Here is a 25744-nt window from a genome sequence, read left to right as displayed (position 1 = left end):
CTTGAGATTTTTCCCGAAAAGGGCACAATCGCCATAGCTTCGCTTTTTGCGAATAAACAAACTCATAAAATGGATCTTAAAAACGCTGGCGCTATGAAAATTATTGTTGATGAAAACATGCCGTACGCTGAAGAGCTATTCAGCCAACTTGGTGAAGTGATTCTAAAACCGGGTCGTACCCTGACTGCTGATGACCTTATTGATATCGATGCTCTGATGATTCGATCGGTAACCAAAGTAAACGCTGAACTGATCAGCAAAGCGAACAAGCTTAAGTTTGTTGGTACGGCGACAGCGGGTATGGATCACGTTGACCAAGCTCTTTTGAAAGAAAAGGGTATTTTCTTTACTGCAGCACCGGGTTGTAACAAAGTTGGCGTTGCAGAGTACGCATTTAGCGTCATGATGGTACTCGCGCAGCAACAAGGTTTTTCGGTCTTTGATAAAACCGTAGGTATTATTGGTGCGGGCCAAGTGGGTAGCTATCTAGAGAAGTGCTTGAAAGGCATGGGCATCAACGTCCTTATCAACGACCCATTCAAGCAAGAGGCGGGTGATCCTCGCAGCTTTACTCCGTTAGCTGAGCTTATCGAACAATCAGACATCATCACACTACACACGCCAATCACTAAAGACGGCCTGCACCCAACGCATCATTTGATTGACGAGAAAGTACTGAACGGTCTTCGTGGTGATCAAATTCTTATCAATGCGGCGCGTGGCCCTGTGGTTGATAACCAAGCATTGAAGCAACGTTTAATGAAACAAGATGGTTTCACTGCAGCATTGGATGTCTTCGAATTTGAACCAGAGGTTGATATGGAGCTTCTGCCTCTGCTAGCATTCGCAACCCCTCACGTTGCAGGCTATGGTCTGGAAGGGAAAGCTCGCGGTACGACAATGATTTTCAATAGCTACTGCGAGTTCTTAAATAACGAATTACGTGCGCATGCCAGCGATTTACTGCCAACTGCGCCTGTTCCAACGATGATGTTGGACAGAGCATGGGATGAAGCAACACTGCATAACATCACACAGGTAATCTATGATGTGCGTAAAGATGACGCTCTTTTCCGACGTGAAATCAGTAAGCCAGGTGCGTTTGACCTGATGCGTAAAAACTACTGGGATCGCCGCGAATACAGCGCTGTCACGCTAGTGGGAAATGAAACATGCAACCTTGCACCACTAGCAGAACTAGGTTTTCAGATTGAGGTAAGTCAATGAGCCAGCAATACAATGTTGCCATTTTGGGTGCGACCGGTGCGGTCGGTGAAACAATTTTAGAAGTGCTTCAAGAGCGCAAGTTCCCAGTCGGTGAACTGTTCCTATTGGCAAGTGAGCGTAGCGAAGGCAAGACTTACCGTTTCAATGGTAAAACCGTACGCGTACAAAACGTAGAAGAGTTTGATTGGTCTCAAGCGCACATCGCTCTGTTCTCGGCTGGTGGCGATCTATCTGCAAAATGGGCGCCAATCGCAGCTGATGAAGGTGTGATTGTTATCGACAACACGTCACACTTCCGTTACGAGTACGACATTCCTCTTGTTGTGCCTGAAGTAAACCCTGAAGCGATTGCTGAGTTCCGTAACCGTAACATCATCGCCAACCCAAACTGTTCGACTATCCAAATGTTAGTCGCACTTAAACCAATCCACGATGCTGTCGGTATTGAGCGTATCAACGTTTCAACTTATCAATCGGTATCAGGTGCGGGTAAAGCGGGCATTGATGAGTTGGCTGGTCAAACCGCTAAGTTGCTAAATGGTCTGCCAGCTGACAAGAAGCAGTTCTCACAACAGATCGCGTTTAACTGTATTCCACAAATCGATCAGATGATGGAAAACGGCTACACCAAAGAAGAAATGAAAATGGTGTGGGAAACTCAGAAAATCTTTAACGATCCTTCAATCACCGTAAACCCAACGTGTGTTCGTGTGCCGGTGTTCTACGGCCACGCAGAAGCGGTTCACGTTGAAACTCGTTCACCAATCGACGCGCAAGAAGTAATTAACCTTCTTGAGCAAACCGAAGGTGTAGAAGTATTCCACGGTGACGATTTCCCTACACAAGTTCGTGATGCGGGCGGTAAAGATCACGTAATGGTTGGCCGCATTCGCAACGATATTAGCCACCACAGCGGCGTAAACCTATGGGTTGTGGCTGACAACGTGCGCAAAGGTGCAGCAACGAACGCTGTACAAATCGCCGAAGTACTGATCCGCGATTACTACTAAGTTAGTGGTATAAGAACCGTAAAGCCTCGCATTAAGCGAGGCTTTTTTGTTCGAACGATGTAAATTTGTGTGAGATTAGTACGAATATGGCGAGAGCCACACATTTTTTACCCCCAAAGCTATAGTTTTGCGTGGTATATCCGATATATTTAACCGATCACCATTTCAAATTGTTTCTAGCACAAAACTGAGCCTTCTATGCGTCAAAATTATAAGCGTTTGTTAGCAGCCCTTGTGTTGATGAGCGCGACTCAGACATCGTCAGTGGTTCAAGCCGAAGGGATTCGTCTCGTTGGGCCGTCTGGTGAAGTGCAATCATCTCCGAGCTATGCTGAAGAGATCGAACGAGCATTACCTACTCCACCTGAGAATACTCAGCCTTCGCGCTTTTTCGGCCCGACAGGTGAAAACCAAACTCTGTGGTCGATTGCTTCTGAGCTAAGACCGTCACGTAATGTCTCGGTACAACAAACGCTTCTCGCCATTTATCGAATCAACCCTCAAGCGTTTGACAATCAAAACATCCACGAGCTGATCCCAGGCAGCCGTCTTCGTGTTCCCTCATTAGAGCAAGTTCGCAGTGCGACGACTGAGCAAGCTGTTGCCATTATGAAGGCGCATGAGTTACGACTAAAACAACCCAAGCCAGAAAAGCCAGCTCCAGTTAAACAGATAGAGGTTAAACCTAAACCTGTTGCAGAGCCTACCGCGCCAAAACCGCCAGTTGTTACTCCACCAAAACCTGAACCAGTTAAACCTGTTGAAACGACAGCAAACGTGCCACCAGTTTCGACGTCACCGCAAGGTGAAAAGCAGGTTAGTGAGCTAAAAGACAAGCTGCAGGGCTCGCAAAGTGAGCTTGAATCACTAGAAGAGAAAAACCATCGTCTGCGCCTCATGCTGTCTCAAGTTCAGAGCGAAGTTGAAACACTCAAAAGCGAGCTTAACGACGAAGAGCGCATTCGTTCGGAAGTGGAAAAGCTGTTGGCAGAAGAGCGCCAACGTGTTGCTGAGCAGCAACGCATGCAGCCAAGTACGATGGATAAGATTCTATCCAATGGTTGGCTAGTCGGACTCGCTGCCTTGATTCCAGGTGCTCTGCTTGCATTGTTGGTTGTCATGCTACTTGGTCGTCGTTCGAAAGCGAAAGAAGAGGAAGCCGCGCAGCAGCAGACACAAGATATCGACCCGCTTGCGGCACCAATAGGTTTAGCTGCCGCTGACCAACTTGATGATGAGCTCAGCCTAGATGATGACTTGTTTGGTGATGATGACTCTGAACCGCTATTAGAGCAGGATGAGAAAGCTGAGCTTGAAGAAGATGTCTTCGCAAACCTAGATGACGAAGAACTAGACTTCAACTTAGAAGGCGATGACGGCGAAGATCCATTTGCCGGTATCGGCGATGATGGTGATTTAGACGTTGGATTTGACGAGTTTGATTCTTCAACGAGCGGCATTCAAGTCAATGGCGACGAGAAAGCGCTGGGCCTTGAAGAGATGGAACGTGCGCTTGATGAAGTGACGCCAGAACTTGAAGTGCTCGACGAAGACGAAACAGGCTTCGACTTGTCCGACGACGATAACGCTATTTCTGATGATGAATTTGCCAAACTTCTTGCTGATGATGAACCATCGGAAGACCTTTCAAGTGGCAGCGTTGATCAAGCGATGCTGGACGATTTATTCGCAGAACTTAGCGACGATGATTTAGATCTTGACGTTGAAGATACCAAGCCAGAGCCGCAAGTCTCAGACGAGGATTTCTCGGCAGGAGAGGCGTCGGATGACGATATTGATAAGCTATTAGCTCAATACGATCAACCAGCAGAAGAAACATCAACTGAGCTTGACCCACTTGATGAACTCGAAAGTCTGGCGGGTTTGACTGATGACACCGATATCGATGAAAACAGCACTGAGCTACTCGACGAATTGATCGATTTCGATGAAGACGAAACCGAGGAAGAGTTCGATCCGCTCAACGAATTGGAAGCGCTATCTGATTTTGAGGCTGAAGAAGTAATTGAGGAACTCGACGAAAACAGCGTTGATTTACTCGATGAGTTACTGCAAGACGACGATGATGAGCCCGTTTTAGAAGACGAGACCACGAGCGAGCTTGACCCATTCGATGATTTGATTCGTGAGGATGAGGTAGTCACTGCTGATGAGAGTCAGTTAGACGATGACTTGGTGGCTGATTTTGGTTTTGAAGAGATTGAGCCTCAAACGGAACAAAATAAAGCGCTTGAGCCAGAAGAAGAAAAGCCGCTAACCGTGCAGGTTGAAGAAGACGCCTCAGAGTTAGAACTTGAATCTGGCTTAGATATCGACGCTCTACTGAGCGAGGCGCAGCCACAACCACCGGCTGCATCAGAACCAGAACTAACGAAATCATTCCAAGAAGAAAGCGTCCCGTTTAATAGCAATGACTTCTTAGGTGATCTTGAGGAAATGTCACCAGAGCATGATCCTCTGATGACTGAGCTGGATGAACTGTTTGAATCTGACAACACCGTTCTTGAAGAAACTGAGCAAGAAAGTGCAGATTTTGCCGCCGAGCTAGACGCACTTCTGGAAGGCAAAGAAGGTTTTGCTGAAGAGTTAGAAAACTCATCTGTCAAAGAAAATTTGATGCCATCGGCTGAAGAGCTGTCCTCTGAAAATGGTGAGTATCAACTTCGCGACGAACAGACTGAACCAGAAATTACCAGTAAAGAGGAAGAACCTGCATTCACGCCAACGCCGAATACCGTTGAGAATGAATTTGGCGTTCCTCAAGAAGAAGACTGGTTGCTAGACGACGTTGAGCCTGAAGCTGAAAACAAACTTGAACAAGAACCTGTCGCGGCAACGTCCACTGACGTTGATGAGGACGAGTTCAACTTTGATGAATTGGAACTGCCAGAGTTCGACGAAGAAGATGCGTTAGCTTCAATGGCCGATGAGCCTGAGCTACCAGAAGCTGAAGTTCAAGCCGCAGCGCCAACCGTTGACGCGGAAGAAGATTTCAACTTCGACGAACTGGAACTGCCAGAGTTCGACGAAGAAGATGCGTTAGCATCTATGGCCGATGAGCCGAAGTTGCCAGAATCTGAACGTGAAGCGGCAGCACCAATGGCCGAAGCGGAAGAAGAATTCAACTTCGACGAACTGGAATTACCAGAGTTCGACGAAGAAGATGCATTAGCATCTATGGCTGATGAACCTGAGCTACCAGAATCTGAACGTCAAGCGGCAGCACCAGCAGCCGAAGCGGAAGAAGAGTTCAACTTCGATGATACTGAACTGCCAGAGTTCAGTGAAGAAGATGCTATAGCGGCTATGGCTGAAGCATCATCTTCATCAGAATCAAAAGTTGCGCCTAAGCCAATTCTCCAGGCAGATAATGACCATGATGCGCTTTTTGAAGTCTTCGCTCAAAACAGTTTTGATCAAGAGGTAGAGCAGCCAACTGCTATTGAATCTCCATCTGAGTTAGACGATTTTGATGAATCAACGATGGCTAACTTACTTGCAGATGAGCCAAGTGCTGAAGCGTTTGATGGCAAACTCGACAGCGACACCATTGCAAGTGCAGGCATGGATTTCGAAACTATGTTGGATGTCGGTGATGACTGGGATGGTTTTAAGCCAGCATCAGACATGCCTGAACCATCGGTTACGGAAGAAGTCCCTGAAGACCAGCAAGAAGTGTGGAGTTCGAGCGAAGCGCTGACTCAACCTGAAATCGCGCAAGAGAACTGGGCCGAGCAGGAAGATCTTGATGACTTTGACCCTAAGAAAAATCAGTTTATGACTATTGATGAACTGATGGCTCAAGTGGACAAAGAAGGTGGTGAGTTTGAAGAGCAAGAACTGATGCTCGATGTCGGTTTGAATGAGTTCCCTGATGTGATTGGTGATATCGGTGACGTTGATGTAGATACCAATGCAGAAGCAGCAGGTAAGTTGGACCTTGCTAAAATCTACCTTGAAATGAACGATCCTCAAGGTGCGATCAAACTGTTAGAAGAGGCGATAGTTTACGGTGAAGATGACATTCGCCGAGAAGCGAAAAACCTCATCGATACCATAAACGGTCGATAAATCAAAAAGGGTGGCGAGAGCTGCCCTTTTTGTATCTGAAGGGACTTGAGTATATACTTCCCGCCCCATTTTAGAGTTCGAAGGTTAAGATGAGAATCGCATTAGGTATCGAATACAACGGTACAAATTATTTTGGTTGGCAACGCCAAAGAGAAGTGAAAAGTGTTCAAGAAGAACTAGAGAAAGCGTTGTCCATCGTTGCGAACCACCCTGTCGAAGTGCAGTGTGCAGGTCGTACTGATGCGGGTGTACATGGTACGGGACAAGTTGTTCACTTTGATACCAACGTTAATCGAAAAATGGTGGCTTGGACTATGGGCGCAAATGCGAACATGCCAAGTGACATCGCTGTTCGCTGGGCAAAAGAAGTTCCTGATGACTTCCACGCGCGATTCTCAGCAACAGCGCGTCGTTACCGCTACATCATTTTTAATCACGCATTGCGCCCAGGCATTTTGAACTCGGGTGTGAGCCATTATCACGGCGAGCTAGATGAAAAGAAAATGCATGAAGCCGGGCAATATTTGTTAGGTGAAAATGACTTTTCATCATTCCGTGCAGCGCATTGTCAGTCGTTGAGTCCGTGTCGTAATTTGATGCATTTAAACGTCACTCGTCATGGTGATTATGTTGTTATCGACATTAAAGCGAACGCGTTCGTTCACCACATGGTTCGAAACATCACAGGTAGCCTGATTAAAGTTGGTCGTGGTGAAGAAAAACCAGAGTGGATCAAGTGGTTGCTTGAGGCAAAAGATCGCAAACTTGCAGGTGCAACAGCGAAGGCTGAAGGTTTGTACTTAGTCGATGTCGATTATCCAGAAGAATTTGAATTGCCTTGCGTGCCGATTGGTCCGCTGTTTTTGCCAGATAATTTGAACTAAATTCACAAACTTGCTTCAAAATATCGGTAGTGTAGCCGCATAACATCAGTAATTAACGATATCGAAAATAGGTACAACCAGTTTTTTATCTACACTCGTCGCAAGATATGGTTTAATCCGTCGGTATTATTTCGAATTTATATCTTTCGCAATGAAGCGGAAGAGTTGAGAGAAAAGGTCTTCCATGAGTTGGCTTGAAAAGATTTTAGAGAAAAGTAACCTAGTTAGTTCACGTAAAGCTTCTATCCCAGAAGGTGTGTGGACGAAATGTACCTCTTGTGAGCAGGTTCTTTACCATGCTGAACTTGAGCGTAATCTAGAAGTTTGTCCTAAGTGTAACCATCACATGCGTATGAAAGCGCGTCGTCGTTTGGAAACATTCTTGGACGAAGGTAACCGTGTTGAGCTAGGCACTGAGCTTGAGCCTCAAGACAAACTGAAGTTTAAAGATTCTAAGCGATACAAAGAGCGTATCTCCGCAGCACAAAAGAGCAGTGGCGAGAAAGACGCGCTGATCGTTATGCAAGGTGAGCTATTAGGCATGCCTCTAGTAGCGTGTGCGTTTGAATTCTCTTTCATGGGCGGTTCAATGGGCTCTGTGGTTGGTGCTCGCTTTGTTAAAGCAGTAGAAGCCGCAATCGAGAACAACTGCGCGCTTGTGTGTTTCTCTGCAAGTGGCGGCGCTCGCATGCAAGAGGCGTTGATGTCTCTAATGCAAATGGCGAAAACCAGTGCGGCACTTGAGCGTCTGTCAGAAAAAGGCCTGCCATTTATTTCGGTTCTTACTGACCCAACCATGGGCGGTGTATCGGCAAGTTTGGCGATGCTGGGCGACATCAACATTGGTGAGCCTAAAGCGTTGATCGGCTTTGCTGGTCGTCGTGTAATCGAGCAAACGGTACGTGAAGATCTTCCTGAAGGTTTCCAACGTAGCGAATTCCTGCTTGAGCACGGTGCAATTGATATGATCGTTGACCGTCGTGAAATGCGTCAACGTGTGGGTGGTCTTATCGCTAAGATGACTAACCACAAGTCTCCATTGGTGGTTTCGGTTAACGAATCTCCAAATGAAGAACCATATTCTGTACCAGAAGTGGACGAAAAAGGGTAAAGTAACAACTAACATAAAGCCAAAGAAATTAATGGTTAAAGTTAGATGACCCAAAACCCAATTCCTCAAGCCACATCTCCTTTAGCGATGTGGCTTGATTATTTATCAAATATTCATTCCTCAGCTATCGATTTAGGCTTAGACCGCGTTCAAGCGGTAGCGACAAAAGCCAATCTCACCAAACCTGCTCCCACCGTAATCACTGTTGCCGGAACCAATGGCAAGGGCTCAACGTGTGCGCTAATGGAAGCGATCTTACTCGACGCTGGCTATTCGGTAGGCGTTTACAGTTCTCCTCATCTGATTCGTTATAACGAGCGTGTGCGCATTAATGGTGTAGACGTGGAAGATGCTAAGCACTGTGAAGCGTTTGACTATGTAGAAAAACAACGTGGTAACATCAGTTTAAGTCTGTTCGAGTTCGGCACGCTTGCAGCGCTGCGTATTTTCCAAGTCGAAAACGTCGATGTAGTGCTTCTTGAAGTTGGTTTAGGTGGGCGACTAGATGCAACAAACGTCGTTGATCACGATGTGTCAGTGATCACCAGCCTGGCGATCGACCATGTAGATTGGCTTGGTGACGACATCAATGTTATCGGCTTTGAAAAAGCGGGCATCTACCGCGCAGGTAAACCCGCGATTTGTGGTCAACCACTGCCTCCAGCGACGGTTGTAGCCCATGCTGATGATATCGGCGCTGAATTCTTCCAAGTCGGCATCCAGTTTGACTACGCTCTAACTGAGAAAGGTTGGAAGTGGAGTAGTGGTGCTTTTGCGCTTGAGGATCTTCCTCTGCCTTCGCTACCGCTTCCAAATGCTGCCACTGCTTTAATGGCTCTAGGCGCATCGGAATTGCAAATCACTGACATAAACATCGTGAATGGCTTGAATAATGCTCGACTCGCGGGTCGAATGCAGTTGCTTCAACACGAGCCAGAAATTGTGTTGGACGTGGCGCATAACCCTCATTCTGCTGAGTATTTAGTTGAAAAGGTGAAAACTCAGTACGCGGGGAAAACTATCCACGTTGTGATTGCAATGCTGCATGATAAAGACATCAAAGCGACATTGGCCGCGCTTAAGCCTATCGCGACGCATTGGTATCCAGCATCGTTGACTGGGCCACGAGCTGCAACGGCGGATGAATTGTGCCAATACCTACCGCAAGGGCAAGTTCAGTTCCAAACACCGGTTGAAGCCTTTGAGAGTGCATTAAGCAGCGCTGCTTCAAACGATGTTGTGTTGGTCGCAGGCTCATTCCATACCGTAGGTGAGGTATTGGAGCATTGGCAATCAAAGAATAAGTAATCAAAGGTAACTTGATGGCAAGTAAATTCCAAAGTCGTTTAGTCGGCACCATCATTCTAGTCGCAGTGGGAGTCATTGTTCTCCCTGATGTTCTAGATGGTAAAAAACTGCACTACAAAGAAGAATTTGCCAGCATTCCTATCAAACCTGAACTTGATAGTGATGTGGAAAACTTCGAGATCTTAGAGCCAGTAGAAGATGACATTGCGCTACCAGAATCACCAGTAGAGGCGGTCGTGCAAGAGTCAGAAGAGCGTCAGGTTAACGCCTCTCAGCCGGAGCAGAAACCTGAACCTACGCCACAACCCGTCGAAGTAAAGCAACCAAAACAGCCAGAGCAGGTTGAAATTGCTGTTCGTCCAGTTGAAGAAAAAAATCAATATGAAGATTCTGCGTGGATCATTCAGTTGATGGCGCTGAAGAATCACGAAAATGCAGAGGCGCTCGTTGCGGATTTGCAGAAGCGTGGTTACCAGGCTCATACGAAAAAAGAGAACGACTTTACTCGAGTAATTGTTGGCCCTGATGTGTCAAAAAGTAAACTTGAACGACAAGTTCAAGAATTACAAAAAATTACCGGTTCAAAAGGCCAATTGCTTAAATTTAAGCCATTAAATCCATAAGAAAACGTTTGCGTCAGCATTTTTTCTGTTAAAATGCGCGCCAACTTAAGATGAAGAAAACATGAATTGGATAGATTTTATCATTTTAGGTGTGATCGGATTTTCAGCTCTGATCAGTTTAGTTCGCGGTTTTGCTAAAGAAGCTTTGTCTTTGGTTATTTGGTTCGGAGCGTTTTTTATCTCCAGTAACTACTACGCCAAATTGGCGGTGTACTTCACCAATATCAAAGATGATATGTTTCGCAACGGAGCCGCAATTGCGGCGTTATTCGTCGCAACCTTGGTAGTTGGTGCAGTGGTGAATTACGTCATTGGTCAACTGGTACAAAAAACAGGGCTATCAGGTACTGACCGAATTCTAGGAATTGTATTTGGTGGTTTACGCGGAGTCTTAATTGTTTCTGCGGTGCTGTTTTTTATGGATGCGTTTACTGCATTCCCAAGCTCGGATTGGTGGAAAGAGTCACAGTTGATCCCTGAGTTCAGCCGTATCATCGCCCCATTCTTCGAGCATTTACAAGCAACATCAAGTTTTCTGTCTGGCACTATCTAGTAGTGCCAGCTACTGTCGCAAATCGAGGATTAGGACATGTGTGGTATTGTTGGAATCGTGGGCACAACGCCTGTAAACCAGTCTATTTATGACGCGTTAACGGTGTTACAGCATCGTGGCCAAGATGCCGCTGGTATTTGCACCATAGAAAGCAATCGTTTTCGTCTGCGTAAGGCGAACGGTTTAGTCAAGGATGTATTCGAAGCAAGACACATGCAGCGCTTGCAAGGTGAGGTCGGTATCGGCCACGTTCGTTACCCAACTGCGGGTAGTTCAAGCGCCTCAGAAGCCCAGCCTTTCTACGTAAACTCTCCTTTCGGTATTACACTTGCCCACAACGGTAACTTGACCAACGCTCACGAAGTTCGTCAGAAACTGTTTGAAAAAGATCGCCGCCACATCAACACCACTTCTGATTCAGAAGTGCTGCTCAACGTACTTGCACACGAAATTGACACAGTAAAAGGCAATGTGACTGCAGAAGATGTATTTCGCGCTGTTACCAATGTGCACCGTACTATTCGCGGCGCTTATGCAGTAACTGCGATGATCATCGGCCACGGTATGATTGCGTTTCGTGACCCGCATGGTATTCGCCCTCTTTGTTTAGGCAAGCGTGAAGTCGCTGGTCGCACGGAATACATGGTTGCATCAGAGTCTGTTGCGTTGGATGCGGTCGGTTTTGACTTCGTACGTGACGTAGCTCCGGGTGAAGCGGTGTATGCGACATTTGAAGGTGAGCTGTTCACTAAGCAATGTGCAGACAATCCAAAGCTAAATCCTTGTATTTTTGAATTTGTTTACTTTGCGCGTCCTGATTCTTTCATCGATAAAATCTCTGTGTACAGTGCTCGCGTTGAAATGGGCAAAAAGCTGGGTGAGCGAATTCGTGAAGATTACGCCGATCTTGATATCGACGTCGTAATCCCGATTCCTGAAACCTCTTGCGATATCGCACTACAAATTGCTCAAGCGATCGATATTCCTTACCGCCAAGGCTTTGTTAAAAACCGTTACGTTGGCCGCACGTTTATCATGCCTGGTCAGCAACAACGTAAGAAATCAGTGCGTCGCAAGCTAAACGCTATCCGCTCTGAGTTCAAAGATAAGAACGTGTTGCTGGTGGATGACTCTATCGTCCGCGGTACGACATCAGAACAGATCATTGAGATGGCTCGCGACTCCGGCGCGAAGAAAGTGTACATGGTGTCTGCTGCACCAGAAGTTCGCTTCCCTAACGTTTACGGTATCGATATGCCGAGCGCGACAGAGCTGATTGCTCATGGTCGTGACAACGAAACCATTTGTAAGCAGATTGGTGCGGATGCGCTTATTTACCAACGTCTAGATGACTTAGTTGAAGCGGTAGGTTTAGGTAACCAAGATATCACGCAGTTCGATACATCAGTATTTAATGGTGAATACGTAACTGGCGATATCGATCAACAATACCTCGACTTCCTAGATGGTTTGCGTAATGACGATGCAAAAACGCAACGTGAAATTCAGCAAGATCTAGCGAACCTAGAGCTGCACAACGAAGGCGCGTAAATCTGCGCCATCATTATCGGGATTAAAAAAACCAGAGCCTAGGCTCTGGTTTTTATTTTTTAGTGAATGTTGTAGGCAATCACAAAGTCGATGAACAGACGCACTTTCTCTGGCAAGTGATCTTTGTGGTTGTACAGCATGTAGATGTCGCGCGGGTTTGCGCTCCAATCTGGCAATACTCGCAACAATTCACCACTTTCGATGTATTCCTTAATCATCACATCAGGCATTAATGTAATACCTAGACCTTCTGAACAAGCACTGCGAACAACATTGAGTGCGTTGGCTTGGAAACGACCACGCTCTACGTTCACCACAGACTCACCTTTGCTGTTGATCAGTGTCCACTTGATAAGTGGGTAGCCTTTTAGCAAAGAGTGGTTTGAGAGCTCTTCTGCGTGGTTTGGCGCAGGGTTGGCTGCTAGATAGTCTTGGCTGGCAACCAAAATATCTTTTACTTCGCCAATTTTACGAGCAATTAGGCTGGAATCTCGTTGCGGACCTACACGGAAAATAACATCCCATTCCGTTGGGTCTAATTGATCTGCGTTGTTCTCTGTCGTCAGCTCGATATTGATATCCGGATACTTCTTCATGAAGTCATTAAACATCGGCATCATCATGCGCTTGGTCAGATTGTAAGGCGCAGAAATTTTAATTTTGCCTGATGCACCGCGGCAGTCATCGGTGATTTCTTCCGCGGTTGATGTCAGCCTTTGAAGTAGGGGAGAGCATTCATGGTAAAAACGTTCTCCTGCTTCAGTCAGAGAAAGCTTACGTGCGTGACGGTTCAATAGTCGAAGATTGACAGAGTCTTCTAGCGCTTGAATGCGTCGGGTGATGGTTGCCACCGGGATCATGGTTTTTCGCGAAGTTGCGGTATAGCTCCCATTTTCGACAACCAGTCGAAACAGGTTCAAATCATCTAATTTCATATTTCCAGACACATTAAATTACCAATTGTGGCTAATTTATAATTAACTTTGTGATTAAAGCTTGCTTTAAGTCAACATGTTGCATCATTTGAACACAGCAAGAGCCTTGGAGTAAATACTGACAATTTGTATAAATGACTTTTTCAAGCTACGTTTTATAACAAGGCGAAACCGCTTCAAGTCTTGCTGCGCAACGTTTTGCCTATGCAAACACAACAAAAATAATAACTTAAATAATTTTGTTTTTTGACTAAGCTTTGTGAGGTGTAAAGGTATGTTCAAGACTCACAGTCAAACGGCAATGGTCTCGGCACAGGAAGTGGTTAATCGGAAACTGATCATGTTAGTGGACGATGATCCGATATTTCGTAACGTAACCAATGCTTATTTAGAAAGTCAGGGTTTCAAAGTAGTAGAAGCTGAAAATGGCCTAGAGGCTCTTCATCAACTCAGGGAATGCCAACCCGATCTCGTCTTGTGTGATTTGTCTATGCCCGTATTAGATGGCATAGAATTCGTAGAAGAAGTCAGTCTTGAGTATCCATCGTTACCGCTTATTGTGGTGTCTGGCACAGATGAAATGTCTGATGTCGCGAAAGCGTTGCGTTTTGGTATTAAAGACTTTCTTCCAAAACCGATAGGGAATTATGAACATTTGTCGCAAGCGATTGACAATACGCTTGAGGACTCAGATTGTCATTTTGCCGAACAGCGTGACTTTTCAAGCCAGTGGTTCCGCGTAGATGATGGTGGAGAAATTCCAGATGAGCAAGAGCTGCACTGGCATTTAGAGTACTTGCAACAAAACCCAAATGCAGCGAGAGATCTGCTGCATGCGTTGTTGCCAGACAAAGACGCCTCTCAAGGTGACTGGCGTTGTTCTTATCGGTTACTACAGTCGGCAGATTTGATGCCTTTGGTGTTTGATTATCGCTGGTTGATGAATGGACAGTTTGCTTTCTACATAGTGGACTCTGCTTCCCAAGAAAATGGAGGTGTAGCGACAACGCTACTGGTGAGAGCTTTGTTTGATGATTACCTAAGAAACTTAAAAAGTTTCAGTGCGGATCTGAAAGACATGGTAAACATCATGGAGAAGGGCATTGAGTGCTCAGATTGTGCTGGTGCGGTGAAGGCGGTATTTGGTGTGGCGGATTTAGCTTCTTCAACCGTGTCACTTTTACCTGCTGGTTTGGACAGCCAATGGGCGGATGGACATGAAAATCAACATATTGCGGCAGGCAATCGACTGGGCGATGGTAGCATGAAAAACTTCATCACCCGAGATTTACCGCTGAAGACAACAGGTCAGTTGTCGATAGGTTGTTTAGGTGCATCCAGTTTCAGCCTGAATATTACTCGAGTGAATCGACTCGTTTAGAAAGCCAAACTCGGATCTTGTCTTTAATTAATATGGTGAAAGCAGCATGTAATGTGCTGCTTTCTTCTTTCCTGAATCTGTCGTTCTATAACTGATGATTTTATAACCTTACTTTTTGTTGGTGTTTAGATGGAGTTGTTTAAGGTATAGTCAGCGCCTAAAACAATAATGACCCATTTATGCAACGTTAATTTAACGCTGCGTGTTGGGAGAAGCAAAGTCAACTAGTGAGAAGAAACATCATGGCAGACAAAGATTTTAAAGAGCCTTATAATATTTTTTACTTTTTAGGTTTCATTGCAGTACTTTTGATCCCAACTCTACCTGCAACGCTAACCTGGCTTCGTGTAATAAACGGTTACGCAGGCTTTTAATCTAGCTATTGTGTATTGGAGTTCACCATTCGTATTAAGCGTTACTTCTTCAATATTGTTGGTGGACTCTGTATAGCGCTTGGCATTGCCGGCATCGCCCTTCCTCTCTTACCGACCACTCCTTTTATCTTGCTAGCAAGCGCTTGTTTTATGCGCGGCAGCCCTGCATTTCATCATTGGTTACACAATCACAAAACCTTCGGCCCTATTTTAGACAATTGGCATCGTCATCGAGCGGTGAGCCCTAAAGTCAAACAACGTGGTGCGGTTTTTATCATTCTTAGTTTCACCGTTTCTATCATCGTAGCCCCCATCATCTGGGTAAAAATTGCTCTTTTAGTGATGCTAATCGTTTTACTCAGTTGGTTTATGCGCCTACCTGTGATTGAGTTGGTTGCTGACAGAGAAGAAAATCACTAAGATTGTAGAGAATAGTGTGCCCGCTCTTCGAGTGGGCGTTTGTATTTTCAGCGCCTGTGACTTTTAAGAAAATAGGCACATAGCGGTGAAAACCTATTGTTCGTTGCCCTCGTGATACTGTGATTAGAATAGAGGGTGATGAGCCAATCTAAGTAAATCGGTATTATGACTACAGAAACAATTTCGCTGATCAAATCTAGCATCAAAAGCATCCAAGATTACCCAAAACCAGGCATTCTTTTCCGCGACGTAACAAGTCTATTAGAAGACGCAAAAGCGTATCAAGCAACCATCGGTCTGCTGGTTGAACGCTACAAAGACATGGGCTTCACAAAGGTTGTGGGCACAGAAGCGCGCGGTTTCCTATTTGGTGCGCCGCTAGCGCTTGAGCTAGGTGTTGGTTTTGTTCCAGTGCGTAAGCCAGGCAAACTACCTCGCCCGACCATTGCTCAATCTTATGAACTAGAATACGGCATTGATACGCTAGAAATTCACACAGACGCTATCGTAGAAGGCGATAAAGTATTGGTTGTGGATGACTTGCTGGCGACAGGTGGCACGATTGAGGCAACGACCAAGTTAATTCGCCAACTTGGTGGTGAAGTTGAACACGCAGCGTTCGTTATCAACCTACCAGAAATCGGTGGTGATAAGCGTTTAGAAGCATTAGGCCTAAACGTATTCAGCATTTGCGATTTTGAAGGACATTAATACATTCAATGAGTTATTTAGCTTTAGCGCGAAAATGGCGTCCTAATAAGTTTGACCAAGTCGTAGGGCAAAAACATGTTCTAACGGCACTGGAAAACGCATTGGCGCAAAACCGTTTACATCATGCTTACCTATTCAGTGGGACGCGTGGTGTGGGTAAAACCAGTATCGGCCGTTTGTTTGCCAAAGGGTTGAACTGTGAGACTGGTATCACCGCCACACCATGTGGTGAATGTGCTACCTGCCGAGAGATTGATGAAGGTCGCTTTGTTGACTTGCTTGAGATTGACGCGGCATCACGTACTAAAGTTGAAGATACTCGCGAACTGCTAGACAACGTTCAATACAAACCCGCTCGTGGACGTTTTAAAGTGTACCTCATCGATGAGGTGCACATGCTGTCGCGTCACTCTTTCAATGCGTTATTAAAAACCTTGGAAGAGCCGCCAGAGTATGTGAAGTTTTTGCTCGCAACAACCGATCCACAGAAGCTGCCAGTTACCATTTTATCTCGTTGTCTGCAGTTCCATCTCAAGCCAATCAGTGTTGATGATATTCATCAGCAACTTGACTACATTTTGGGTCAAGAGCAGGTTTCAGCAGAGTCCAAAGCGCTCGGTATGATCTCCCATGCAGCTGATGGGAGTATGCGTGATGCGCTGAGTTTGACCGACCAAGCGATTGCTTTAGGCAATGGTGCGGTGCAAACCGACATCGTTAGCCACATGCTGGGAACCATCGATACGGATCAAGCGATTCACTTGCTTGAGTCGATCAGCAGTAAACAACCTCAACAAGCCATGGATAAAATCCACCAATTGGCGGCGAATGGTGTTGAGTGGGACGGTTTATTGCAACAAATCGCGACGCAGTTACATCGCATCGCTATGTATCAAGCACTGCCTGCGTCACTAGACCGAGCACAGCCTGATGCAGAAAAAATCGAATTATTAAGTAAAGCGCTCAGCCCACAAGATGTGCAGCTTTACTATCAAATTGCGCTAAAAGGTCGTGAAGATCTGACGCTGTCTCCAAATGGCCGTGTTGGTATGGAGATGATCGTCTTACGTATGTTGGCTTTTCGTCCATCAGCGAATAACGGTGCAAATATCGTTACCGCAGGATCTCAACCTCAGTTGAGTCAGATGCCAAATGCGAGTCTAACGAATTCAGCGCCAGCACAGCAGGCTCCGGTAGCACAACAGCAGTCGCGCCCAAATCCAGTGCAAGCACAACAATCTGTTTCGCAGCCCGTTCGTCCGTCAGTGAATCAGCCTGCGTCAATGAATGAAGAGCCACAATATCAGCCAGATTATCAGACTGGTGGTTATGATATGTCGCCTCCTCAGTACGACATGGCTCCGCCAATGAGCGAAAACCCAGCGCCAGAGGCTCAACCTCAGCAAGAAAGCGCACCTGCGCCATCAAGAATGGGTGCGGCAGGCTTACGTCATCAATTACGTTCACAGCGTAAGCAGGGTTTACAGCAAAACACAACGCAAAATGGTGGCACAAAAAAGCCTAAAGCGGCATCTGCAAAACCAGAATCGGTCATCGACCGAGTAGCGCAATTGCATGGCAATTCCGCGCAGGTGTCGCCAAACTCAACGCCAAAGCCTACTGAACCAGAAGTTGAAGAAGCGTATCGCTGGCGTCCAAGTAAGCCTGTTGAGACGAAAGTTAATACTAAGCTGACACCTACGCAGCTCAAGCAAGCGCTTGAGCATGAAAAAACACCAGAAATGGCACAAAAGCTGATTGATGAGTCACTTGAACAAAACGAGTGGGCGAAAATGATCAGTTTGATGAACCTGCCTAAGCTGGTGGAACAACTTGCGCTAAACTCTCACTATAGTAAAGAAGGCTCGACCGTTTCTTTACAGTTGAGAAGCAGCCAAGCACACTTAAATACAGATAGAGCTCAAAGTGAGCTGCTTAACGCACTAAACACGGTTTTAGGTGAAGAGTGTCACTTGAGTATCGAAGTAGGAGAGAGTGGCGAAACACCACTTGAACTGAGAGACAGGCTTTATCAAGAGAAGTTACAACAAGCGCTGAACAGCTTGGAGAACGACCCGAATGTCGACTTTATCGAGCGTCGTTTTGCTGCAGAGCTTGATAAAGATAGTGTGCGCCCTATCTAACTAACAAACGGAATGGGGTTGAAAACGTCAAGTGATAACCCCATTAACTGATGCAACACCCAATTAAACCAGAGAGATAAACATGTTTGGTAAAGGCGGTATGGGCAACCTAATGAAGCAAGCCCAGCAAATGCAAGAGCGCATGCAAAAGCTTCAAGAAGAAATCGCGAATATGGAAGTAACTGGCGAGTCTGGTGCTGGTCTAGTTAAAGTAACAATCACTGGTAGCCACAGTGTGCGTCGTGTTGACATCGATGAAAGCTTGATGGAAGACGACAAAGAAATGCTTGAAGATCTTATCGCTGCGGCATTCAACGATGCAGCACGTCGCGTTGAAGAAACTCAAAAAGAGAAAATGGCTTCTGTAACTGGCGGTATGCAACTACCACCAGGTATGAAAATGCCATTCTAATCTGCTGACATCTAATTAAGCGGATTTTCAATGCGTACCAGTCATATGCTGGAACAATTGATGGAGGCCTTACGTTGTCTACCTGGGGTAGGTCCCAAGTCGGCGCAACGTATGGCCTTTCATTTGTTACAGCGTGATAGAAAAGGCGGTCTGCAACTGGCAGATGCGCTGAGTCAGTCAATGACCGAAATTGGTCACTGTGCTGAATGTCGAACTTTTACTGAAGAAGAAGTTTGCCACATTTGTACTAACCCAAAACGCCAAGAAAACGGCCAAATTTGTGTAGTAGAAAGCCCGGCAGATATCGCAGCAGTCGAAGCGACGGGTCAATACTCCGGTCGATACTTTGTGCTTATGGGGCATTTGTCTCCGCTTGATGGCATCGGTCCAAGTGATATTGGTTTAGACGTGCTTGATTATCGTCTACGTCGAGGTGATATTTCTGAAGTGATCCTTGCAACCAACCCAACGGTTGAGGGAGAAGCTACTGCTCACTATATTGCGGAGTTGTGCAGAGAGCACCAAGTCGAAGCTAGCCGTATCGCGCACGGTGTGCCTGTAGGTGGGGAGCTTGAGCTCGTAGATGGCACGACCTTGTCACACTCATTATTGGGTCGACATAAGATTTAATAAAAAGCCGCTGAATTCAGCGGCTTTTTTGATCTTGGGAGTTGGGAACGATTAATCGTTTGATTCTTTACCAAGCAGGTTTTTGTAGATAACCGCACCAAGTACGCCACCCACAATAGGCGCAACCCAGAACAGCCATAACTGAGAAACTGCCCAGTCACCTACATACATTGCGACGGCTGTACTACGAGCTGGGTTTACTGAGGTATTAGTCACAGGAATGCTGATCAGGTGAATAAGAGTCAGACACAAACCAATTGCAATAGGCGCGAAACCTTGAGGTGCACGTTTGTCTGTCGCCCCCATGATAACGATAAGGAACATCATCGTCATCACGATTTCAGAAACTAACGCAGCAAGCATTGAGTACTGACCTGGTGAGTGTTCACCATAACCGTTGGCGGCAAAGCCAGAACCAACAACATCAAATCCAGCTTGTCCTGTCGCGATGACATAAAGAATACCACCAGCGATCAGCCCGCCGATCACTTGTGCGATGATGTAAGGCGCAACGTCTTTTGTATCAAAACGACCGCCAGCCCAAAGGCCAACCGTCACTGCAGGGTTCAAATGGCAACCTGAAATATGACCGATTGCAAATGCCATGGTTAAAACGGTTAAACCAAAGGCCAGAGCGACACCCAGCAGACCAATACCAACATCTGGAAAACCTGCAGCCAACACTGCGCTACCGCAGCCGCCCAATACTAGCCAGAACGTACCAAAAGCCTCAGCCAAATACTTGTTCATGTTATTTCCTAATTTCTAATTAAATGACCCGCTGAACATAGTCGAGAATTGTCAATAAAGTGTGAGGGAGATCGCGTAAAAACTGCAAATAGGACGGTATGTGGCAAGAGTTCTCAAGGATGAGATAAAAGCAGGGAGAAGAGAGGCTGAATCTTCAGTTTGCCTTGGCCATCACTAACTGAGTAACAGCCAAGGCAACGTAGGTTTTAACTAAATGCGACGAAAGGCGATACGCACAGCAAAATACCAGTAGCAATAATCAAGTAAAGCGACGCGCCTTTGTATTTGTGTAAAGAAGGCACTTGATAGACAAGGTAAGCTGGAATCAAACAGCCAATCAAACCAAAGATAGGGCTACATACTGATGTGAAGCTCAGAACTGGTAGATTCAATACAATTGCACCCCACGCCATGAGAATCGCAAAGAGAATGATTCCTTTGGTGACCAAGTCTTTATTGATCTTCTCTTCAGGCATGACCTTTTTTAGAGCCAGCATCGCTAGACCTTGGCAAGAATCGCGGAAACCCAAGTACACACCAAAAAACGCAGTCATTACTGAGAAAATATTCAGCATTAAACTCATTAGTTTTAGCGTCGTGCCGTCCATACCTTGCGCAACCATCGCAAGAGCAGAGATGTTCTCTTCTGCTGCTTTAACCGCTTGTTCATGTGACATCGCAAGCGTAAAGGAAATCGCATAGAAGAAGACCGTCACAAACAAGATACCGAAAGCAATTTTCATTGCGCGCATGGCTTTAAAGCGAGCAACCTCAATCGATTTTTCTTTTGAGCGGTATGAGATCACCATTGGGCTCAAGCTTTGAATAAAGAGAATAGACGTTAGAGTAAACGGCAGTAGCTCAATTGCATCTTTCAAACCAGCGCCTGTTTCTGGAATCGCACCGACATTCGCTACATCCCATTTTTCGATCATCATGACGCCAAGTAATGCAACGGTACAAAGTTTAATCAGCACAAGACCAGTACTGACCTTAAACAAAATCTTTTCGCCACGAGATGCAATAGCGACCAGCGCGCACACTAAAGCCAGACCATATAGCGGGTTTTCAGACAGTAAACCTTCTGTGATGCCAAAACTATGTAGGAAAGATGCCGAGTCATTGTTGATGGCTGTTGAGTAAACAAAGACCCAAATCACCAACATGATGAAGTACAGCACACCTAATAACGCCCCCCATTTGTTACCAAGGTAACCGGAAATAACGCCAGCGTAATCTTGGCACTTTGGTGAACTTGAGAGAGTGTTGATGAAAAGGCGTTGGAACAAGTACATCGCTGGGTAGCCGATCACGGCAGAGGCCAAGAATACCCAAAGGCCCAATACGCCTACTTTTACTGGTAAAAAGACAATACCGGCACCGATTGCCATGCCGATACTCATGATCACCCATCCCCAGTCTGTGCTATCAAACTTGGTCGCGGCTTTCCACTCGTCTAGGGCCATGCCTGCTTTTACGTGCGGTGGCTCTTTACCGATAGGTAAGGTTTGTGTAGGTGCTGTCACGCTCATTTTATTGTTTCTCTTGTTAGTATGAATTTTTCTCAAATTTAATTGAGAAAACATATATCACCAATTTTTTTGTGGAAAATTCAGATAAATTTGAGATCTTGGCGAAAAAGTTCAAATAAATTGGATTTTTTGACGAATTTTGTGATCTGTTCTAGTTGTTTAATTCATATTTAATTGAAAAAATAACGCTAATACGGAAGTTACATTAGAAGCTTCTTAATAAAAAATAAAATTTATGTGAGGATTTGAAAATGAAAGAATTGATTTCATCTGAACACGCGCCTGCTGCTATCGGACCTTATTCACATGGCACTAGCTATGGCGATTTGATTTTTACTTCTGGTCAATTACCCGTTGATAAGGCAACAGGAAAAGTAGTTGAAGGCGGCATCAGTGCACAAAGTCATCAATCTCTTACTAACTTGAAGCACGTTTTAGAGGCTGGTGGTGGCAGTGTCGATACTGTTTTAAAAACAACGTGTTACCTATCGAATATTAATGACTTTGCCGAGTTTAACAAGGTCTACGCAGAGTTTTTCCAACAAGATTGTCCGGCACGCAGTTGCTTCGCAGTGAAAGATTTGCCTCTTGGCGTGTTAATTGAAGTCGAAGCGATTGCTCATAAAAAGTAATACGGAGAACAGAGCATGAACCAGCAATGGACACAATATATCCAAATCATTAAGCAAGTTGTGAAACCTGCATTAGGATGTACAGAACCCATTGCTGCTGCGTACGCGGCAGCAGTTGCTAGAAAAGAGTTAGGCACATCCGATATTGATGCGATAGAGGTGCGTGTTTCAGACAACCTATTTAAAAACTCGATGGGTGTTTTCGTACCCGGAACGGGCAAGATAGGCCTCAAAATTGCCGCCTCAGTTGGTGCATTAGCCGGTGACCCAACAGCAGAACTGGAAGTGTTGGCTCGGATTAATGAGCAGGATGTCGCTGCTGCGCAACAATTGATAGATGAAGAGCGGGTAACTGTAGCGCGCATGGATACGCAAGAATTCATTTATTGCAGCGTAACGCTCACTTCTGGTGACGATGTTGTTTCGGTCACGATCAGTGGCGGTCACACCAACATTATCCAGATCATGCGCAATGGCGACGTGATTTTTGATGCTCCACCGCAGCAACGTGTTGCAACCGCTTCTGTTTGTGAAGGTGTGGATATTTCGATCAAACAAATCTATGAGTTTGCCACTCAAGCGCCTTTTGAAGAGATCAAATTCATTCTCCAAGCTGCAGAGCTCAATACCTTGCTGGCTCAAGAAGGTATCGACCGAGGTTACGGCCTAGAAATTGGACGCACGCTAAAAGGCAACATCGAGCAAGGCTTATTGGGCAACGACTTAATGAGTCGTATACAGATGATGACATCCGCGGCGTCTGATGCTCGCATGGGAGGGGCGACGTTGCCAGCCATGAGCAATTTCGGCAGTGGGAACCAAGGTATTGCCGCGACAATGCCAGTTGTAGTTGCGGCAGAAGTATTCCAAAACGACGAAGAACAGTTGGCTCGCGCGTTGATCATGAGCCATTTAGGGGCTATTTACATCAAATCTTATTACCCACCGTTATCCGCATTTTGTGGCAACACTGTTACCAGTGCGGCGGCATCTATGGCGCTGGTGTATTTAGCTGGTGGTACATTCGAGCAATCATGCTACGCCATTCAAAACGTCATCAGCGATAGTTCAGGTATGGTGTGCGATGGTGCGAAGTCCTCTTGTGCGATGAAAGTGTGTACTTCGTCGACAACGGCGGTGCGCTCATATTTGATGGCGATGGGTAACCACAGTGTTAAGAATCAAGGTATAGTAGGCGAAGAAGTTGAGCAAACGATAAGAAATGTTGGCTCAATGGTTCGTTTCGGTATGCCGTATACTGACAAATCTATTATCGATATTATGTCGGCCTAACCTCCAGTTTTTGCTAAGGGAAGTAACATTGCTACTAAAGAAACTCACCAAGAGTGATCTCGATATTTTGAACTCTATGAAAAACGTCGTAGATGGCATTGCACGTATGTATGGTGAACACACTGAAGTGGTTCTCCACAGCTTAGATGCCGAAGCGCCGGAAATCATCAAAATCGCAAATGGGCACGTGACGGAACGCAGTGAAGGTGCCCCAATTACCAACTTAGCGAGAATGAAGTTAAGAGAGGGCAAGGACGTTTCTGATTCGTACCTGACGAAAACGTCGAACGGAAAGACCTTGCACTCCATTACGACCATTGTCAGAAATCCAAAAAACAAACCGATTGGTTTGCTGTGTATCAACGTGGATATGGATGCACCGATGCAGGCGTTTTTAAAGGCAATGCTGCCTCAGCAACACACCGAGTGTTGTGTTGGTGGAGCTCGCTCACCAGAAACGTTTGCGCGTAATATCGATGAAACCATCATCAGTACGATAGAAACCGTGCAAACAGAAGTGTGGGAAAATGAAGCCATTGCGCCTTCTAAACGCAACCGTGAACTGGTGACACGACTGCATGGCCTAGGAATTTTTAAATACAAAGACGCTGTTTTAATGGTTGCAAACCATCTTGGTATATCGCGCGATACCATCTACTTGTATTTGCGAGAGCTTGGGAACGACTAAACGGGTGCTCAGAATAGATTAAGTAAGTTGCTCTAGCTCAGTGATGTTGTCGAGCGCTTCTTGGTTGGTTTTGCCACACACAACCGGACACGGCTTAAAATCGTGACAAACTTTAGGGCGCTCAGGCTTACCAAACAGCTTACACAAATTGTCATCGTTGAGTTGCACGCAACGAACACCTGCTGGTTTGCCCTTGGGCATTCCAGGTATCGGTGAAGAGATACTTGGCGCAATACAGCAAGCTCCGCATCCTAATCGACAATCCATAATGTAAACCTCTTAAAAATTGAGGGGGCAATTATGGTCATTTTGACGTGGATTGGAAGAGTCGCTTAAGAAAAAATAAAAAGGATCACTCAATAGAGTGCTCCTTTTTGCTTTTAAACCGTTGTGATTATCTCAAGAAACGATTGTAAACAAACAGCAGAATAAACGCGCCCAGCGTTGCGGTAATGATGCTGCCGATGTTTACACCTGTCGCGCCACCAAATCCAAGAATGCCGCCAAGGAAACCACCAACAAAGGCACCGGCAATCCCGAGCAACATGGTTGCGATCCAGCCTCCACCATCTTTTCCTGGCATCAACCATTTCGCTAAGGCCCCGGCGATCAAGCCCAAAATAATCCAAGAAATGATACCCATGAAAACTCCTTAATTCCTTCGTGATCAATGAAATAATGCGAACTCGTATAAGGATAGAACAGTTAATTGTAAATGGTTGAATATCGTATTAGATACTTGATGCCGATTGGAGATCGTCTCAAAACTTGAACTTTTGCGGCGAGAAGAGTATAAATCGGCCCCTAATTCCCTTGGTGAGACCTGAAGTATGAGCACTCCATTTTGGCAAAGTAAATCGTTAGAACACATGAGCGAAGAGGAATGGGAATCTCTTTGTGATGGGTGTGGCAAGTGTTGTTTGCACAAGCTAATGGATGAAGATACCGATGAAATCTACTACACCAATGTGGCGTGTAGCTGGCTGAACAGCAAAACATGTTCATGTAAGGACTACCCAAATCGCTTTACCTCTGGCGAAGAGTGCACCAAGCTGACACGCGAAGACATCGACGATTTCACTTGGTTACCGCACACGTGTGCTTACCGTCTGTTAGCCGAAAATCAGCCATTACCAGAATGGCACCCGTTGATTACGGGCTCGAAATCCGCAATGCACGCGGCGGGCGAAAGTGTCCGCAACAAAGTGGTGTACGAAATTGATGTGGTGGATTGGGAAGATCACATTCTGAATCACCCAAATCGCCCATAGCCAAATTGAAACAAGCCTTTTACCAACAGTGAAAGGCTTGTTTGCTTTTAGGGTCAATAAAAGACCGGATTCTCATAAGTGATGACAAAACGACGGTCATTGTTGAACTCTGACGCTTAATTAACTAAATGCTGCTCGGTTTGCAATTTAGTGATGTAAACTTAGGGCATATCATTTCAAGGCTTTACATTCCGATTCTTGATCGCTCCGAT

General features: G+C 45.7%; 25 protein-coding genes. 20 read left to right on the top strand and 5 right to left on the bottom strand.

The window, feature by feature from the left end; all coding sequences use genetic code 11:
- Positions 1-93: 93 nt before the first annotated feature.
- From ACF8EG_RS08185 to purF, 9 genes are all read left to right on the top strand, one after another.
- A complete protein-coding gene (locus tag ACF8EG_RS08185; RefSeq protein WP_053815744.1) occupies positions 94-1227 on the top strand; it encodes a 4-phosphoerythronate dehydrogenase in 1134 nt (377 codons plus the stop codon).
- Positions 1224-2237, top strand: coding sequence for an aspartate-semialdehyde dehydrogenase (locus ACF8EG_RS08180; protein ID WP_005460137.1), 1014 nt, complete (start codon positions 1224-1226; stop codon positions 2235-2237). Before ACF8EG_RS08185 ends, ACF8EG_RS08180 begins: the two co-directional genes overlap by 4 nt.
- Before the next feature lie 198 nt (positions 2238-2435).
- Positions 2436-6329, top strand: coding sequence for a FimV/HubP family polar landmark protein (locus ACF8EG_RS08175; protein WP_069504733.1), 3894 nt, complete (start codon positions 2436-2438; stop codon positions 6327-6329).
- A gap of 89 nt (positions 6330-6418) precedes the next feature.
- A complete protein-coding gene (truA, locus tag ACF8EG_RS08170) occupies positions 6419-7213 on the top strand; it encodes a tRNA pseudouridine(38-40) synthase TruA (protein WP_005479529.1) in 795 nt (264 codons plus the stop codon).
- A gap of 184 nt (positions 7214-7397) precedes the next feature.
- Positions 7398-8324, top strand: a complete 927-nt coding sequence (gene accD / locus ACF8EG_RS08165; RefSeq protein ID WP_005460141.1) for an acetyl-CoA carboxylase, carboxyltransferase subunit beta — start codon at positions 7398-7400, stop codon at positions 8322-8324.
- A gap of 45 nt (positions 8325-8369) precedes the next feature.
- The gene (folC, locus tag ACF8EG_RS08160; protein WP_069504732.1) at positions 8370-9632 is read left to right on the top strand and encodes a bifunctional tetrahydrofolate synthase/dihydrofolate synthase; all 1263 of its coding nucleotides are present in this window, start codon (positions 8370-8372) and stop codon (positions 9630-9632) included.
- A 14-nt stretch (positions 9633-9646) separates the two neighbouring features.
- Complete coding sequence (locus ACF8EG_RS08155) at positions 9647-10255, top strand: SPOR domain-containing protein (RefSeq protein ID WP_015297091.1); 609 nt, start codon at positions 9647-9649, stop codon at positions 10253-10255.
- 61 nt (positions 10256-10316) lie between these two features.
- Positions 10317-10808 (top strand): CvpA family protein, encoded by a 492-nt coding sequence (locus ACF8EG_RS08150; protein WP_005484550.1) that lies wholly within the window; start codon positions 10317-10319, stop codon positions 10806-10808.
- 36 nt (positions 10809-10844) lie between these two features.
- Positions 10845-12359, top strand: coding sequence for an amidophosphoribosyltransferase (gene purF, locus ACF8EG_RS08145; RefSeq protein WP_005484378.1), 1515 nt, complete (start codon positions 10845-10847; stop codon positions 12357-12359).
- Positions 12360-12418: 59 nt separating this feature from the next.
- On the opposite strand, the gene ACF8EG_RS08140 is transcribed toward purF, so the two are convergent.
- Complete coding sequence (locus ACF8EG_RS08140) at positions 12419-13294, bottom strand: LysR family transcriptional regulator (protein ID WP_005460107.1); 876 nt, start codon at positions 13292-13294, stop codon at positions 12419-12421.
- Between the two features lie 274 nt (positions 13295-13568).
- Between ACF8EG_RS08140 and ACF8EG_RS08135 the strand changes: the two genes are divergently transcribed.
- From ACF8EG_RS08135 to recR, 7 genes are all read left to right on the top strand, one after another.
- Positions 13569-14675, top strand: a complete 1107-nt coding sequence (locus ACF8EG_RS08135; RefSeq protein WP_069504730.1) for a response regulator — start codon at positions 13569-13571, stop codon at positions 14673-14675.
- Positions 14676-14917: 242 nt separating this feature from the next.
- Complete coding sequence (locus ACF8EG_RS08130; RefSeq protein ID WP_025499569.1) at positions 14918-15049, top strand: hypothetical protein; 132 nt, start codon at positions 14918-14920, stop codon at positions 15047-15049.
- A gap of 15 nt (positions 15050-15064) precedes the next feature.
- Positions 15065-15469: a YbaN family protein gene (locus tag ACF8EG_RS08125; RefSeq protein WP_005494429.1), complete on the top strand. Its 405-nt coding sequence runs from the start codon at positions 15065-15067 to the stop codon at positions 15467-15469.
- Positions 15470-15634: 165 nt separating this feature from the next.
- Complete coding sequence (apt, locus tag ACF8EG_RS08120) at positions 15635-16180, top strand: adenine phosphoribosyltransferase (protein ID WP_005460112.1); 546 nt, start codon at positions 15635-15637, stop codon at positions 16178-16180.
- 8 nt (positions 16181-16188) lie between these two features.
- On the top strand, positions 16189-18324 hold the full coding sequence (gene dnaX / locus ACF8EG_RS08115) for a DNA polymerase III subunit gamma/tau (RefSeq protein ID WP_005460096.1): 2136 nt from the start codon (positions 16189-16191) through the stop codon (positions 18322-18324).
- Between the two features lie 82 nt (positions 18325-18406).
- On the top strand, positions 18407-18736 hold the full coding sequence (locus ACF8EG_RS08110) for a YbaB/EbfC family nucleoid-associated protein (RefSeq protein WP_005460082.1): 330 nt from the start codon (positions 18407-18409) through the stop codon (positions 18734-18736).
- Positions 18737-18766: 30 nt separating this feature from the next.
- Positions 18767-19366 (top strand): recombination mediator RecR, encoded by a 600-nt coding sequence (recR, locus tag ACF8EG_RS08105; RefSeq protein ID WP_005460088.1) that lies wholly within the window; start codon positions 18767-18769, stop codon positions 19364-19366.
- A gap of 51 nt (positions 19367-19417) precedes the next feature.
- On the opposite strand, the gene aqpZ is transcribed toward recR, so the two are convergent.
- Together aqpZ and ACF8EG_RS08095 are read right to left on the bottom strand one after the other, a co-directional pair.
- Complete coding sequence (gene aqpZ, locus ACF8EG_RS08100; protein WP_005460095.1) at positions 19418-20116, bottom strand: aquaporin Z; 699 nt, start codon at positions 20114-20116, stop codon at positions 19418-19420.
- 206 nt (positions 20117-20322) lie between these two features.
- Positions 20323-21582 carry an amino acid permease gene (locus ACF8EG_RS08095; protein ID WP_005494432.1) on the bottom strand — a complete coding sequence of 420 codons (1260 nt, stop codon included), beginning with the start codon at positions 21580-21582 and terminating at the stop codon, positions 20323-20325.
- 317 nt (positions 21583-21899) lie between these two features.
- On the opposite strand from ACF8EG_RS08095, the gene ACF8EG_RS08090 reads away from it, so the two are divergent.
- From ACF8EG_RS08090 to ACF8EG_RS08080, 3 genes are read left to right on the top strand one after another with little or no spacing between them, the layout of a single operon-like run.
- Positions 21900-22280 (top strand): RidA family protein, encoded by a 381-nt coding sequence (locus ACF8EG_RS08090; RefSeq protein ID WP_005479566.1) that lies wholly within the window; start codon positions 21900-21902, stop codon positions 22278-22280.
- Positions 22281-22295: 15 nt separating this feature from the next.
- Entirely contained in the window at positions 22296-23573 is a 1278-nt protein-coding gene (locus ACF8EG_RS08085; RefSeq protein WP_005479508.1) for a serine dehydratase subunit alpha family protein, read from the top strand.
- A 28-nt stretch (positions 23574-23601) separates the two neighbouring features.
- Positions 23602-24261 carry a transcriptional regulator gene (locus ACF8EG_RS08080; RefSeq protein WP_005397228.1) on the top strand — a complete coding sequence of 220 codons (660 nt, stop codon included), beginning with the start codon at positions 23602-23604 and terminating at the stop codon, positions 24259-24261.
- Between the two features lie 18 nt (positions 24262-24279).
- On the opposite strand, the gene ACF8EG_RS08075 is transcribed toward ACF8EG_RS08080, so the two are convergent.
- The gene (locus ACF8EG_RS08075) at positions 24280-24528 is read right to left on the bottom strand and encodes a YkgJ family cysteine cluster protein (RefSeq protein ID WP_005460076.1); all 249 of its coding nucleotides are present in this window, start codon (positions 24526-24528) and stop codon (positions 24280-24282) included.
- 127 nt (positions 24529-24655) lie between these two features.
- The gene (locus tag ACF8EG_RS08070; protein WP_005397239.1) at positions 24656-24904 is read right to left on the bottom strand and encodes a GlsB/YeaQ/YmgE family stress response membrane protein; all 249 of its coding nucleotides are present in this window, start codon (positions 24902-24904) and stop codon (positions 24656-24658) included.
- 187 nt (positions 24905-25091) lie between these two features.
- On the opposite strand from ACF8EG_RS08070, the gene ACF8EG_RS08065 reads away from it, so the two are divergent.
- The gene (locus tag ACF8EG_RS08065) at positions 25092-25532 is read left to right on the top strand and encodes a YcgN family cysteine cluster protein (RefSeq protein WP_005460092.1); all 441 of its coding nucleotides are present in this window, start codon (positions 25092-25094) and stop codon (positions 25530-25532) included.
- The last annotated feature ends 212 nt before the right edge of the window (positions 25533-25744 follow it).

This window comes from Vibrio sp. YQ_11 (assembly GCF_043103065.1).
In the GTDB taxonomy this organism is placed as follows: Bacteria; Pseudomonadota; Gammaproteobacteria; order Enterobacterales; family Vibrionaceae; genus Vibrio; species Vibrio parahaemolyticus.
Note: the sequence above shows the minus strand (reverse complement) of the source record. Positions and strands in the feature narration are given on the sequence as shown.

Excerpts from the sequence above, each read along its gene's own strand:
- accD (WP_005460141.1), top strand. The coding sequence starts at position 7,398 with ATGAGTTGGCTTGAAAAGATTTTAGAGAAAAGTAACCTAGTTAGTTCA.
- ACF8EG_RS08110 (WP_005460082.1), top strand. The coding sequence starts at position 18,407 with ATGTTTGGTAAAGGCGGTATGGGCAACCTAATGAAGCAAGCCCAGCAA.
- apt (WP_005460112.1), top strand. The coding sequence starts at position 15,635 with ATGACTACAGAAACAATTTCGCTGATCAAATCTAGCATCAAAAGCATC.
- ACF8EG_RS08075 (WP_005460076.1), bottom strand. The coding sequence starts at position 24,528 with ATGGATTGTCGATTAGGATGCGGAGCTTGCTGTATTGCGCCAAGTATC.
- ACF8EG_RS08085 (WP_005479508.1), top strand. The coding sequence starts at position 22,296 with ATGAACCAGCAATGGACACAATATATCCAAATCATTAAGCAAGTTGTG.
- ACF8EG_RS08095 (WP_005494432.1), bottom strand. The coding sequence starts at position 21,582 with ATGGCCCTAGACGAGTGGAAAGCCGCGACCAAGTTTGATAGCACAGAC.
- purF (WP_005484378.1), top strand. The coding sequence starts at position 10,845 with ATGTGTGGTATTGTTGGAATCGTGGGCACAACGCCTGTAAACCAGTCT.
- ACF8EG_RS08065 (WP_005460092.1), top strand. The coding sequence starts at position 25,092 with ATGAGCACTCCATTTTGGCAAAGTAAATCGTTAGAACACATGAGCGAA.
- ACF8EG_RS08180 (WP_005460137.1), top strand. The coding sequence starts at position 1,224 with ATGAGCCAGCAATACAATGTTGCCATTTTGGGTGCGACCGGTGCGGTC.
- ACF8EG_RS08130 (WP_025499569.1), top strand. The coding sequence starts at position 14,918 with ATGGCAGACAAAGATTTTAAAGAGCCTTATAATATTTTTTACTTTTTA.
- ACF8EG_RS08150 (WP_005484550.1), top strand. The coding sequence starts at position 10,317 with ATGAATTGGATAGATTTTATCATTTTAGGTGTGATCGGATTTTCAGCT.
- ACF8EG_RS08135 (WP_069504730.1), top strand. The coding sequence starts at position 13,569 with ATGTTCAAGACTCACAGTCAAACGGCAATGGTCTCGGCACAGGAAGTG.
- recR (WP_005460088.1), top strand. The coding sequence starts at position 18,767 with ATGCGTACCAGTCATATGCTGGAACAATTGATGGAGGCCTTACGTTGT.
- folC (WP_069504732.1), top strand. The coding sequence starts at position 8,370 with ATGACCCAAAACCCAATTCCTCAAGCCACATCTCCTTTAGCGATGTGG.
- dnaX (WP_005460096.1), top strand. The coding sequence starts at position 16,189 with ATGAGTTATTTAGCTTTAGCGCGAAAATGGCGTCCTAATAAGTTTGAC.
- ACF8EG_RS08175 (WP_069504733.1), top strand. The coding sequence starts at position 2,436 with ATGCGTCAAAATTATAAGCGTTTGTTAGCAGCCCTTGTGTTGATGAGC.
- aqpZ (WP_005460095.1), bottom strand. The coding sequence starts at position 20,116 with ATGAACAAGTATTTGGCTGAGGCTTTTGGTACGTTCTGGCTAGTATTG.
- truA (WP_005479529.1), top strand. The coding sequence starts at position 6,419 with ATGAGAATCGCATTAGGTATCGAATACAACGGTACAAATTATTTTGGT.
- ACF8EG_RS08140 (WP_005460107.1), bottom strand. The coding sequence starts at position 13,294 with ATGAAATTAGATGATTTGAACCTGTTTCGACTGGTTGTCGAAAATGGG.
- ACF8EG_RS08155 (WP_015297091.1), top strand. The coding sequence starts at position 9,647 with ATGGCAAGTAAATTCCAAAGTCGTTTAGTCGGCACCATCATTCTAGTC.
- ACF8EG_RS08070 (WP_005397239.1), bottom strand. The coding sequence starts at position 24,904 with ATGGGTATCATTTCTTGGATTATTTTGGGCTTGATCGCCGGGGCCTTA.
- ACF8EG_RS08185 (WP_053815744.1), top strand. The coding sequence starts at position 94 with ATGAAAATTATTGTTGATGAAAACATGCCGTACGCTGAAGAGCTATTC.
- ACF8EG_RS08090 (WP_005479566.1), top strand. The coding sequence starts at position 21,900 with ATGAAAGAATTGATTTCATCTGAACACGCGCCTGCTGCTATCGGACCT.